Annotated in this window: 12 protein-coding genes; 8 read left to right on the top strand and 4 right to left on the bottom strand. The window is 41.8% G+C overall.

Features of this window, described 5'->3' with window-relative positions:
* From RM544_RS17465 to RM544_RS17455, 3 genes are all read left to right on the top strand, one after another.
* On the top strand, positions 1-259 hold a 259-nt coding region (locus RM544_RS17465; protein WP_489752806.1), incomplete at its 5' end, for an EF-Tu C-terminal domain-related protein.
* A 127-nt stretch (positions 260-386) separates the two neighbouring features.
* Positions 387-1,313, top strand: coding sequence for a hypothetical protein (locus RM544_RS17460; protein ID WP_311363111.1), 927 nt, complete (start codon positions 387-389; stop codon positions 1,311-1,313).
* A gap of 67 nt (positions 1,314-1,380) precedes the next feature.
* On the top strand, positions 1,381-2,082 hold the full coding sequence (locus RM544_RS17455) for an aspartate/glutamate racemase family protein (RefSeq protein ID WP_311363110.1): 702 nt from the start codon (positions 1,381-1,383) through the stop codon (positions 2,080-2,082).
* A 6-nt stretch (positions 2,083-2,088) separates the two neighbouring features.
* Here RM544_RS17455 and RM544_RS17450 read toward each other — a convergent pair whose 3' ends face one another.
* Positions 2,089-3,171 (bottom strand): methyl-accepting chemotaxis protein, encoded by a 1,083-nt coding sequence (locus RM544_RS17450; RefSeq protein ID WP_311363109.1) that lies wholly within the window; start codon positions 3,169-3,171, stop codon positions 2,089-2,091.
* Between RM544_RS17450 and RM544_RS17445 the strand changes: the two genes are divergently transcribed.
* Complete coding sequence (locus tag RM544_RS17445) at positions 3,170-3,385, top strand: hypothetical protein (RefSeq protein WP_311363108.1); 216 nt, start codon at positions 3,170-3,172, stop codon at positions 3,383-3,385. The two genes, RM544_RS17450 and RM544_RS17445, sit on opposite strands and share 2 nt — an antisense overlap.
* A gap of 203 nt (positions 3,386-3,588) precedes the next feature.
* Here the strand turns inward: RM544_RS17445 and RM544_RS17440 are convergent, their stop codons facing one another.
* From RM544_RS17440 to RM544_RS17430, 3 genes are all read right to left on the bottom strand, one after another.
* The gene (locus RM544_RS17440) at positions 3,589-4,533 is read right to left on the bottom strand and encodes an AEC family transporter (RefSeq protein WP_311363107.1); all 945 of its coding nucleotides are present in this window, start codon (positions 4,531-4,533) and stop codon (positions 3,589-3,591) included.
* Positions 4,534-4,590: 57 nt separating this feature from the next.
* Positions 4,591-6,156, bottom strand: a complete 1,566-nt coding sequence (locus tag RM544_RS17435; RefSeq protein WP_311363106.1) for an AMP-binding protein — start codon at positions 6,154-6,156, stop codon at positions 4,591-4,593.
* Between the two features lie 122 nt (positions 6,157-6,278).
* A complete protein-coding gene (locus tag RM544_RS17430; protein ID WP_311363105.1) occupies positions 6,279-6,740 on the bottom strand; it encodes a hypothetical protein in 462 nt (153 codons plus the stop codon).
* A 173-nt stretch (positions 6,741-6,913) separates the two neighbouring features.
* Between RM544_RS17430 and RM544_RS17425 the strand changes: the two genes are divergently transcribed.
* The 4 genes from RM544_RS17425 (at position 6,914) to lysC (ending at position 13,033) form a co-directional block, all read left to right on the top strand.
* Positions 6,914-8,041 carry a PQQ-dependent sugar dehydrogenase gene (locus tag RM544_RS17425; protein ID WP_311363104.1) on the top strand — a complete coding sequence of 376 codons (1,128 nt, stop codon included), beginning with the start codon at positions 6,914-6,916 and terminating at the stop codon, positions 8,039-8,041.
* 188 nt (positions 8,042-8,229) lie between these two features.
* Positions 8,230-10,842 carry a bifunctional aconitate hydratase 2/2-methylisocitrate dehydratase gene (gene acnB, locus RM544_RS17420; protein ID WP_311363103.1) on the top strand — a complete coding sequence of 871 codons (2,613 nt, stop codon included), beginning with the start codon at positions 8,230-8,232 and terminating at the stop codon, positions 10,840-10,842.
* 218 nt (positions 10,843-11,060) lie between these two features.
* Positions 11,061-11,618, top strand: coding sequence for a DUF192 domain-containing protein (locus RM544_RS17415; RefSeq protein ID WP_311363102.1), 558 nt, complete (start codon positions 11,061-11,063; stop codon positions 11,616-11,618).
* Between the two features lie 65 nt (positions 11,619-11,683).
* Positions 11,684-13,033: a lysine-sensitive aspartokinase 3 gene (gene lysC / locus RM544_RS17410; RefSeq protein ID WP_311363101.1), complete on the top strand. Its 1,350-nt coding sequence runs from the start codon at positions 11,684-11,686 to the stop codon at positions 13,031-13,033.
* Positions 13,034-13,042 lie beyond the last annotated feature (9 nt).

Below are 13,042 nucleotides of genomic sequence, written 5' to 3'. Positions count from 1 at the left end.
CTACGTACTAAGCAAAGACGAAGGTGGTCGCCACACTCCTTTCTTTAAAGGTTACCGTCCACAGTTCTACTTCCGTACAACTGACGTAACAGGTGCTGTAGAGCTACCTGCTGGCGTAGAAATGGTAATGCCTGGTGATAACTTGAAGTTCCACGTAGAACTAATTGCACCAATCGCGATGGACGAAGGTTTACGCTTCGCAATCCGTGAAGGTGGTCGTACTGTAGGTGCTGGCGTAGTAGCTAAAATCCTAGACTAATATCTTTTCGAAGATAATAAGAAGGCGCTCAGTGAGCGCCTTTTTTTTGTTCAGAAAAAGCTTGCTATTGGTCATTATTAGTAGGCACAATGCCATCGAGTTTACTTTTATACACAATAAGGATCGAATGAAAGCTAGCCCTCTATTTTTTCTCAGTTTTTTAATCATTATATCTAGTAACGAAGCATCAGCAGATAGTCTTTTCAATAATAAGCTAGAGACACAGCTACGTTTTGACGATCGCTCGAATCGAGATCATCGTTTTCAGTATCGTGTACGTGCTTATTCGGCGTTTTCTATTCCCGACACATCCTGGACTATAAACGCATTCGCTGTAACTGGAGATGAATTTTCCTCTAGCCACAACACAATCGATAGTGATGTTTCCAATTACTTTTATTTACGTCGTATTTATTTCAGACACACTGGATCGCTGGGTAGTAAAACTGAAATTGGTGTCATACCCACTTATAAAGGACGAGTATCTTCTAGTGGATTGGCCAAAGATGGTTGGATAAAAGGGGCAAGACATGTTTATGCCTACGATAGCGCTACTAAATTTGAAGTGGTAGTCGGTGAGCTTGAAGATGATGACGCTAGTACCGCACTAGACAGCCTGCGTAAGCTTAATTACGTAGAGTTAGAGATATCATCGCAGATTAATGATTATTCGTCATATGAAGTGAGCCTGGAGCGTATGACGGATGCAAATTTTGCGCGTGCAGAATATCGTTACTTTACACCCGATTCGCCAACCTATTCGATTGAAATGATCAGTAGATTGAGTACCTCTAAGACAAAGTTTGTTTTAGGACTTGAAGATGAGATTACATTATTTGATAGACCCTTCGAATATTACGCTTATTACTCTTATGTCAGTCGTCGATTTGGTGCTAGAGCAGAATTGACCGAGGATTTCATCACGACCGGTAGCGGTTTATCGGTGGAAATTGAAACGAATATTTTGCAATCGGATAGCTGGGAAGCGTTCGCTCGCCTTGACGTATTTGACCAAAACACTCGCTTTATTCTTGGTGTCGGGTACGCTTTGTAAAGTTATAAGGCGACTCATAAACCAAATCATTTGAAAATAGGGAAAGTCTATGCAACGGCCAACGCCCATGAAAACGATAGGTATTTTAGGAGGTATGAGTAATCAAGCCACTTCAGAATACTATCGAATGATTAACGAAAAAGTGAATCAGCGGCTAGGTGGTTGGGAAATTGGCGAAACGCTTATTCAAGGTGTTAACTTTGGCAACATAGAATACTACGTGAGAAACGAGCGTTGGGATGAGGCTAGGGAATATATAGAAAAAAAAGCGATAGACGCCGAAAAAGGTGGTGCGGATCTTTTAATCTGTGTGAGCAATACAATGCATTGCGTTCTCGATCGCATGGAAGAAATTTTAAGTATACCCTTCATCCATATTAGCGACCCGACTGGGCAAGCAATTAATAAAGTGGGACTTAAAAAAGTGGGGATCTTAGGGACCAAACCTGTGATGGAAGCGAGCTATATAAGGGATCGCTTTAAAACTAAGTTTGATATTGAATTGTTGTCTCCAAACGAACAAGATCAAGTTTTGGTAGATCAAATTATCTTTGATGAGTTGGTGAAAGGGAAGATAAGTCTTGAGTCAAAACAACAGTATGTGGATATCAGTAGAAAGTTGTTGGAACAGGGTGCGCAGGGAATTATTTTAGGATGTACCGAGATATTTCTACTGCTTACACCAGAAGATTTACCAGAAGCTCCGCTGTTTAATACAACAGAGCTTCATGTTGAATCGGCAATAGAGTTAGCCCTTAAGCCTAAGTAATCAGGCTTACTTATTTAACGCCAAATCACTTAGCAATGACATCGTTTTAGCGCTCGCTGCTTCCATTTTCTCGAGTGCATGCACTGCATCTTTCATGTTTCCAGCATGGTAATATTCAAGTGCTTTTACGCCAAAATTATGCACATCAGCATGCGCTTGATCTAGGCTTCTAAAAGCGTTTTGGCTGCCATAAAGCTGAGCACCTTCATTCAAGTACCACTGCCCTAAACGACATGATTTGTGTGAGGAAAAGTCTTGTACAGGCTTGTTCGCAATACCATGAATAACACTATACACATCGCTTTTCCAAACAACATGATCGAGCTTAACTGTTTGAATAAAGCTTGTGTGAGAAGTTGTCGAGATAGCGCTTTGCATGTTTTCGCAAAACCTTACGATGTCACCATAGCTTTCATTTAATGTGTTAACACCTTTAGAGAGCGATTCATTATTACTTTGCACATCTTCTGCAGAGTCAACAGCGGTTTTTGTAGATGAAATAATATTACCAACAAGGTCTGCAACTTCGCTCGCTGATTTATTCGTTTCAGTGGCAAGCGATCTTACTTCGTCCGCGACGACGCTAAATCCACGACCGGCGTCACCGGCTCTGGCTGCTTCAATTGCCGCATTCAATGCCAATAGATTGGTTTGATCTGAAATGCTGGTGATGGTAGAAACAAATTTGTTGATATGATCTGCTTTATCTGACAATCCTGAGATATTCTCCGTCATGCCACCCATTTTGACACTTAGTCCGTCCATCGACGATGCGATGTGACTTAGTGAGCTAGTCGATTTCTCGAATAGATCGTTGATAGCCTTAACAGTGTCATTTTCTTGTTGTATAGACAAGAAGGATTCAAGTACAGATTCTCTGATACTCTCTATTTGCTGGAACGAATCGAGTGTACATTTAATTAATGCTAGATCGTGCCTCTCTTCAGGTTGGGCGTTATGTAGTTCTGTCATTAGATTCGCGTTCTCGCTTTGCTGCGCTTCTAATTCAGCTCTTAATTCATTCATTTCGCCCTTCAAACGGCGGTTCTCTTGTTCTAACAAAGAATACTTTGACGATGACACAAACATGTTTTTGTTTCCATTTTTGTTAACGGGCTATCTTCGACTGTGGCAGATCGCTGCCAAAAAAGTGACAGAAATTGCATCTTCAGTTCAGTCAGCTAATCACGAATCTGAATTTTTACGACTTGATATAGCTGTATCGGAAGTTTTCGATCTAACCTTAGTGCAATTATCGCAAATAATGCAAATAGTGCGCCGAATTGAAGTTAGAATGAGATGAAGTTAACTAACAGAACAATTGGTAAGCCTATCGCCAACAAAAAAATGGCCGCAACTAGTGCGAGATTCTTTATGTTTAATTCAAAATGGCGTTGTCGCTTGTTTTCTTCAGTCATAGAAACCTACGTTTGCTATTCATGGCTAGTCCTTAGCTTTTATACCATCGCTGGATGTGTAAAAAATATACTACGCTACCTAGGTCAACTACAAGTAATTCTGCAGTAAGGAGTATCCCGCAATAGTCACAGGTACAGAAATTATAGTGCTAATTGCAATTATATGGGCGGCTAATTGATGGTTGCCGCCAATTTTCCTGACCATTACGTAACTTGCTGCAGCTGTTGGAGCAATCGACATTAAATAAAGCGTCCCAAGTGTCATTCCTCGAAGATCAAAATAGATAGCGGCCAAGACAATACAAATTGGGTAAATAGTACATTTTATAAAAATACTAAACGTGGCAGCTTTCATATCGTTTCTGAAGCTTGAAAAACGTAACGCTGCGCCTGTACAGAGCAGTGCCAATGGGAGTGTAAGTTGAGCAAAATAGTCAGCGCTATTGAGCACTACTTGCGGCAACTCTATTTGAAAATGGGAAACTAATAGGCCAGAAACGATGGCTAGAATAATAGGGTTAGTTACTACACCTTTGCTAACTCTTAAGAATGACGTTTTACTGTCTAAGTAGTAATTTAAGATAAGCACGCTCAGAACATTATAGGTAATGGTTAAGGCGCCTAAGTATATTGATGCCAAAGCAAGCCCAGCTTCGCCATAGGCATTAGCACAATATGCAAGGCCGATTATCCCCATATTGGAACGAAATCCACCCTGTATAACAACGCCAAGGTCGGTGCGTTTAGCGACAAAATATGGACTAGCAAAGATTAACAACAAACAAACGGATAGGGTGCCCAATACACCCACAATTAACATAGTCGGTTCAGATAGTTCCGTGGCTTTACTAGTAATAATAGTGGTAAACAACAGAGCAGGCAGTGCGAAGTTAAATATTAAACGACTAGCACGTTCAACGAAGTCGTCGTTCATTAAGCCTGTTTTGTATAGCCCATAGCCGAACACGATCAAAAGCACGACCGGTCCGATGACCGAAAGTGAAAAATCAAGCATTGAAGTAGATTGGAGCACGTATTATCCCGAGGAAGTTCGTGCGGGAATAATACGCGCTTTTTGATTATGATGCTATTAGCGTAATTCTCTTCGAAGTATCTTACCGACAGTTGATTTTGGCAACTCATCGATGATGGTTATTTCTTTTGGAATTTTATACGCAGTAAGAAACTCTCTACAGTGTTCTTGGACTTGTTCCGAGCTTAACTCTTTACTTGTAGTAATGAAAGCACATACTCGCTCGCCAGTTTTATCATCGCTTTTACCTATGACCGCAGCTTCTAAAATATCAGAGTGTTTAGTTAACACATCTTCAATTTCATTCGGATAAACGTTGAAACCCGAAACAATAATCATATCTTTCAAACGGTCTACGATCTTAATACAACCATCTGGCAAACGAACACCGATATCGCCAGTTTTAAAATAGCCATTTGATGTCATTACTTTGGCTGTTTCTTCTGGGCGTTGCCAATACCCTTTCATCACTTGAGGACCTTTGGCAGCAATTTGACCTTCTTTACCATCAGCAACAGGTTGGTCATGCTCATCGAGCATCTGAATGTCAGTATCGCTCAAGGGTAAGCCGACTGAACCAATATGCTCATTGCCTGGTTCATTAAATGCGAGCACTGGGGCTGTTTCAGATAAGCCATAACCTTCTGTGACAGAGCAGCCTGTTGTTTTCGTCCATAACTCTGCAGCCGCACTCGTTAATGCGGTTCCGCCTGACATGGTGAGTTTCAGTTTACTAAAATCAACACTCGAAAACTCTGGATGTGCACATAAGCCCATAAACAAGGTATTTAGACCAGCAAAAGCGGTAAATTGATGTGGTTTAATGGTTTGCACAAAGGTATCCATATCACGTGGATTAGGTATGAGTAAGCACATTGCGCCTTTGGCGAATAAGGTCATCATACACACAGTAAACGCGTAAATATGATAAAGAGGGAGCGGGCACACAATAATTTCTTCACCTTCTGAAAACCCTTTCCCAAGGCGCTCTAGGGTTTGAATGCTGTTGGCCAATACATTTCTGTGTGTGAGTTCCGCACCTTTTGAAACGCCGGTTGTTCCTCCTGTGTACTGTAATATGCAACCATCATCGAGTGACATTTCCGGACGTTTGGGTAGCGTTAATTGAGCGCCTTGCTCAAAGATACTCATGAAGCAAGGATAATCGGCGGTGCAGTAAGCTTTTGTTAACATTTGTGGGGCGCTAGTGATGACCACAGTATCGATATTGGTTTTATCTTTGATTGCTTCATATTTTGGCAAGAAGTCTTCTAAAATAACGAGGGCTTTTGCTCCCGAGTCACTGAATTGGTGCGCCATTTCCGTTGGTGTGTACAGTGGGTTTGTATTGACCACCACCAAGCCGGCTCTTAATGCTCCATAAATAGCAATTGGATTTTGGATGAGATTAGGCAGTTGAATGGCAATACGATCGCCAGCTTTAAGGCCTCCTTTTTCCAGTAACCACGCGCCAAACTGTGCAGAAAGGGTGTCAACTTCATTAAAAGTGACAGATTGTCCTAATGCATTATAAGCGGGTTTATCACCATATTTTTTGAAGGTTTCTTCTATGTAATCTGCTAATGAATGAATATGGGAAGGTATTACCAATTGCTGACTCATGTCACATCCTTAATGTATATATTCGCGAAAAGATTAGCGTGCTACCTTAATATCGCGTTGAATTAATTAACAATCAATTTACATTATAGGTGGATATTGACAATTTGGATTGAAAATAATTTTTACTGCCTTGTTTTCTGATTATGTTCATGCATAAACGCGTACGCTAAACCGCCAATCGCACCCGCGATACTTTGCATCAACATACCGCCTGTCCCCCGTGCACCCGCGATCAAAGTCACATTTAAAATTGGATGCATTGCAATCAGAATTGTCACTATTGCCATTGCACCAGCAAGGCAATGTATGAGTCGGTTTGAAATTTGTAATTTTCGCTTAATAACACTCGCAATCGGCATGGCTATCAACATACCTGCAAAGATAATTGAACCATATACCGGCAACAAGCCAATAAAATCATAGTAAACCGTTGTCAGTTTGTCATTCAAAGATAACTTAGCACCTACGTCAATCAAGCCAGAGAGCGTTGTTTGTGAATGCATAAGACTAGCAACGACAAAGGAAAGCAGGCTGGCGATCAACACCTGCGAAATGAAGATAAGGAAAGTGCGTAGTTTTTCCATTAATTGAATTGTCCTTTTTGATTGTTTAGTAAACTGATATGGTACATTTCAAACATTTAACGCTTCAACATAGCCCGAAAACAAACGTGTGTAAATGCTATAAGAAAAGGAAGAAAAAATTGTCTCGATTAAACAAGAGCCTCGTGAGCTGGCTTGCAGTAACGAGCTGCCTGATGAGTATTGGTTCACAAGCCTATGCTGTGCAGCCTTTGCCTATTGCCAATGAGGCATCAGACGCTGAAATGACAAGGCCGAGTTTTAGTACCCGTTTAATCACGGAAGAGTTAAATACAGCTTGGTCTATCAACCTTTCTCCAAGAAATGAGTTATTCATCAGTGAAAGAGACGGCACAGTCGCAGTACTCTTGGCAAGCAAAGAAATCAAGCGCTATACCCTGCCCATTAATGATATGTATCGCAAAGGCCAAGGGGGCTTCTTAGATATAACATTTCATCCAAACTATATCAGTAATGGCTGGATATATTTGAGCTACGCTGCTGGCACTGATAATAGTAATGGTTTGAAAATTATCCGATTTAAATTACCCAGTGAAGGTCAAGACGTAAGCCTATTAGAAGATGTGTTCATGCAAAGTGATTTGCGAGCTACGCCTGTTCACTACGGTGGGCGTTTAGTCTTTCTTGATGACAAGTCACTGTTAGTCACCACAGGGGATGGTTTTGATTACCGCGAACAAGCCCAAGTATTGAGTTCTCAAATGGGTAAGATCTTACGCATGAGCGACACAGGACAGGCGCTTCAAGACAACCCATTCTTTATCGCAAATAAACCAGAACAACAATATGTTTTTACGCTTGGGCATCGAAATCCTCAAGCATTATTACGAACACCCTCCGAGCTAGTGTTATCGAACGAGCACGGTCCCGATGGTGGAGATGAAATTAATATCATTCAGGCTGGTTTAAATTATGGGTGGCCGGTGATCACAAATGGTAAAGACTACTCGGGAGCGCTCATTACGCCATTAAAGAAACACGAAGGTATGCAACAAGCAAATCATGATTGGACGCCTTCTATCGCGCCTTCGAGTATGATTTATTATGACGGGGGCAGGTATCCTAGTCTTAGAAAGAGTTTGATTGTAGGCTCACTAAAATTTAAAAATATCAGAGTGTTATCTTTTAACGATGACCTCGCGTTTAACGATAAGCAGGTCGGCCAAGAAAAAGTCATTCTAAAAGACTTTGGGCATCGCATTAGAGACATAACAGTTGGTGCAGAAGGGGAGATCTTGATCTTAACGGATAGCGATCCCGCTCGCATATTCGCCTTGGAGTGAGGCTATCTATCACCAATATCCATTAACATTATTAAAACAATTAGTTTGCTGAATATCGGCTATAATCAAGGAAAAATGGAAGAGCATTCAAATTGTTATTGTAAAGCGCTATACTATGCGTCGCATTTTATCATGAACTTCGTTCCTGCCGTTGAAATAAGCACCGGCACAATTAAGAGGGTTAAATAGTGTTAGAAAATTATCGTAAGCATGTAGAAGAACGTGCAGCAGAAGGCATCCCAGCGAAACCACTTAATCCAGAGCAAGTGGCTGATCTGGTTGAACTATTAAAAAACCCGCCGGCGGGCGAAGAAGAGTTCCTATTGGAATTAATCTCAGAGCGTGTCCCTCCTGGTGTGGACGAAGCGGCATATGTAAAAGCTGGCTTCCTGAGTGCAATCGCTAAAGGCGAAGAATCATGTGGCCTAATCAGCCGCGATGCTGCGGTACAGTTACTAGGTAACATGCACGGTGGTTACAACATCGAAACACTAGTTTCTCTACTTGACGATAGCGAATTAGCTGAATTAGCGGCTGAAGAGCTTAAGCATACCTTGTTGATGTTTGATGCATTCCACGATGTAGAAGAAAAGCACAAGGCAGGCAACAAATTTGCGACTGAGGTCCTTGAGTCTTGGGCTGAAGGCGAGTGGTTCACTTCGCGTCCAGATCTTGCTGAAAAAATTACCTACAGTGTATTTAAAGTCACTGGTGAAACTAACACCGATGATTTGTCTCCGGCACCGGATGCATGGTCTCGTCCAGATATCCCATTACACGCTCGTGCAATGTACAAAATGACCCGTGATGGTCTAACACCAGAAACGCATGGTGAAGTTGGTCCACTAGCCCAAATTGATGAAATCAAAGCAAAAGGTCATCCAGTGGCGTTTGTTGGTGATGTAGTGGGGACAGGTTCTTCGCGTAAGTCTGCAACAAACTCAGTACTTTGGTTCTTTGGTGAAGACCTTCCGGGTGTTCCTAACAAGCGTGGTGGCGGTGTTTGTATTGGCGGTAAAGTCGCTCCGATTTTCTTTAACACAATGGAAGATGCTGGCGCACTCGTTTTTGAAGCCGATGTTGAGAAACTGAACATGGGCGATGTCATTGACATCTATCCGTTCGCGGGTGAAGTGAAGAATGCTGAAACAGGTGAAGTGCTGTCTACTTTCGAGTATAAATCAGACGTACTACTTGATGAAGTTCGCGCTGGTGGCCGTATCAACCTTATTATCGGTCGCGGTTTGACTGAAAAAGCGAGAGAGTCTCTAGGCTTAGGTCAAACTGATTTATTCAGATTGCCAGAAGTACCAGCTTCATCTGATAAAGGCTTCACACTTGCTCAGAAAATGGTAGGTAAAGCATGTGGTGTTGAAGGGATTCGTCCTGGAACATATTGCGAACCTAAAATGACAACGGTTGGTTCACAAGATACCACCGGTCCAATGACAAGAGATGAGTTGAAAGATTTAGCATGTTTAGGTTTTACCGCAGATTTGACTATGCAGTCTTTCTGTCACACTGCTGCTTATCCAAAACCTGTTGATATCGATACGCAACACACATTGCCAGATTTCATCATGAACCGTGGTGGCGTATCTTTGCGACCAGGTGACGGTATCATCCACTCATGGTTGAACCGTATGTTGTTGCCAGATACCGTTGGTACAGGCGGTGATTCACATACACGTTTCCCAATGGGTATTTCATTCCCTGCGGGTTCAGGTCTAGTGGCGTTTGCTGCTGCAACGGGTGTTATGCCGCTTGATATGCCTGAGTCAGTACTGGTTCGTTTCAAAGGTAAAATGAAGCCAGGTATCACACTACGTGACCTCGTTCATGCCATCCCATTATACGGAATCAAGCAAGGTTTATTAACGGTTGCTAAGAAAGGTAAAATCAACGCTTTCTCTGGCCGTATTCTTGAAATTGAAGGTCTTGAAGGTTTAACAGTAGAGCAAGCGTTTGAGTTGTCAGATGCCTCAGCAGAGCGTTCTGCGGCAGGTTGTACAATCAAGTTGTCTGAAGAGTCAATTGCTGAATACTTAAATTCTAACATCACTATGCTACGTTGGATGATCAACGAAGGTTATGGCGACCCAAGAACACTTGAACGTCGTGCTCGTAAGATGGAAGAGTGGCTAGCTGAACCTTCATTAATGCAAGCCGATGCTGATGCTGAATACGCTGAAGTCATCGAAATTGACCTAGATGAAATTAACGAGCCTATCCTTTGTTGTCCAAATGATCCTGATGATGCAAAAACATTATCTGAAGTTGCGGGTGACAAAGTAGATGAAGTATTTATCGGTTCATGTATGACTAACATCGGTCACTTCAGAGCAGCGGGTAAACTACTTGAGCAATTCAAAGGCACATTACCAACACGTCTATGGATGTCTCCTCCAACGAAGATGGATGAAGCTCAACTGATGGAAGAAGGCTACTTTAGTATCTATGGTAAAGCGGGCGTTCGTATGGAAATGTCTGGTTGTTCATTATGTATGGGTAACCAAGCACGTGTTTTAGCTGGCGCAACGGTGCTATCAACATCAACACGTAATTTCCCTAACCGTTTAGGTGATGGTGCTAACGTTTATCTTTGCTCTGCTGAAATGGCAGCGGTTGGTGCAATTGTTGGTCGTATTCCTACTGCAGATGAGTACATGGAATATGCAAGCAAAATTGAATCAATGAGTGGTGAAGTATTTAAGTACTTAAACTTCGATCGTATGCCAAAGTTTGCGAAAGCAGCGACAGCAGCCAAAGAGAAGATTATTCCTACTTTAAATATTGCTTAACGCTTATTGATTAGTGAAATAAAACAGAACGTGTTCTGTTTGTAAAAGCCGGTAGTTTAGATTTTTCTAACTGCCGGCTTTTTAGTTTTAAGATGTAATAAAATAATTGTTAACACTGGGTTTTTTTCAATCCATAATGGTATGACGAATATGCTGATGCTAAGTAAGAACAGAGCACAAAGTGCAACAAGGCTGAAACGAGCTGATACGGAGTCACAATGAATAAACTAGTCACTACTGGGATGCTGATCTGTGCATCACTCTCCTTCTCTCTGTTTGCTTGTGCTGACGAGCGCGCGGGAAAATACCAAGTTCAAAGTCAAGCTGACAGCTTTCAAGATGACTTTGGTGATCTTACAGAAGAAGAAAAAGCATTACTGAAAGACGACAGTCGTATCAATATTGAATTTCACAATATGGCCTTGACAGTAGAGTTTGCTGATAGTCCAGACGAAAGAGCGTTGGGCCTAATGCATCGCAAGTCTTTGTGCGAAGACTGTGGCATGTTGTTCCAGTTTGATAGTGAAAGAATTGCTAGCATTTGGATGAAGAATACTTTCGTACCACTAGATTTAGCCTATATCACTGTAGACGGAACGATTATTGATATTGAGCAACTAGAACCTCACGATCTCACTTCTGTTAAATCGTCTCAACCTGTTCTATTTGCACTTGAAATGAATCAAGGCTGGTTTGAAAAGAATAATATAAAAGAGGGTGACAAGCTCTCTATCGAAGGTCGTGTGAAGCAACCAAAAAGCTTCAAATCAAAATGAATTGATAGTCGATAATCGAGTCAGAAATACTATTACATATTGCATTAGGAAGAGTACAAAACATTATGACTACCACGTTAAACGTCGCAAAATTTGGCGGCACTAGCGTAGCTAACTACGAAACAATGTGCAGTTGCGCAAAAATAATCGCTAATAACCCCAATACTAGAGTTGTTGTAGTAAGCGCAGCGGCCGGTGTGACAAATCATTTAGTGGCTCTGGCAAACACGCCGTTAACGAGCGTACAAATAGACGATATTGTTCAGAAAATAACAGACATCGAACTAGCGATAGTAAATCGATTAAAGCATCCTGAAGATGTGCAGGAGAAGTTGACAGTAAAGCTAGAAGAGCTGAAAGCGTTAGCTACCAACGAAGAAATTAACTTCAGGGATGACTTGAAGGATGCCTTACTTTCAATGGGTGAAAGAATGTCTTCCCTATTATTTAGCGCGGTGCTGCGAGAATTTGAAGTGCCGGCAATCAATTTTGACGTGAGAAAAGTGCTCAGAACAAACTCTACATTCACTAATGCGTCGCCAGAAGTATCGACAATTAAGCAGTTATCCCATTCTTTATTATTACCAGAGCTGTCACATTCAGTCATGGTAACGCAAGGATTTGTTGGTGCTGATGACCAAGGAAGAACAACAACCTTGGGGAGAGGTGGTTCTGATTTCACCGCAGCACTATTGGCAGAAGCGATAGAAGCTGAAACCTGTGAAATTTGGACCGACGTTATTGGGGTTTATACTACAGATCCTCGCATTACGGATAAGGCTAAGCCACTTCCTGAGTTGAGCTTTGAAGAAGCCGCAGAGATGGCCACTTTTGGTGCAAAAGTCCTTCATCCTGCCACTATGGAGCCTGCGCTTAGACAGAATATCAAAGTGTTTGTCGGCTCAAGCCGAGAGCCTGAAAAGGGAGGTACATGGATTGTTCGAGATTGTGAGCACGAGCCTTCGTATCGCGCTATTACCCGCCGTAAAGATCAGGTTATGGTAACGGTTAAAACACCAAAGATGATGTATGCTCAGGGCTTCTTACAGCGAGTGTTCACTATTATCGCTAAACATCAGTTGTCAGTAGACTTGGTGACAACCTCTGAAATATCAGTTTCATTTACCTTAGATAACCCACCTAATACAGTGTCTGAAAAAATGAATAAAGAGACTTTAGCTGAGCTGACTACGATATGTGATGTTTCGGTAGAGCAGGGCTTTGACTTGGTCACGGTTGTTGGTAATAACATGCACAGCGCGGCTGGAGTCTCAAGTAAGATATTCGCTGCAATTTCAGACTTTAATTTAAGAATGATTTGTTTTGGTGCTAACCCACATAATTTATCTTTTGTAGTGAGCAATCAGGACAGTGAAGATGTAGTCAAAGTACTACACAACGCTTTATTTGAATAGCAAATCGGC

The sequence above is a fragment of the Brumicola blandensis genome (assembly GCF_031846165.1).
Classification (GTDB): domain Bacteria; phylum Pseudomonadota; class Gammaproteobacteria; order Enterobacterales; family Alteromonadaceae; genus Glaciecola; species Glaciecola blandensis.
The sequence above is the reverse complement of the archived record's forward strand: the minus strand, read 5'-3'. Positions and strand labels throughout refer to the sequence as shown.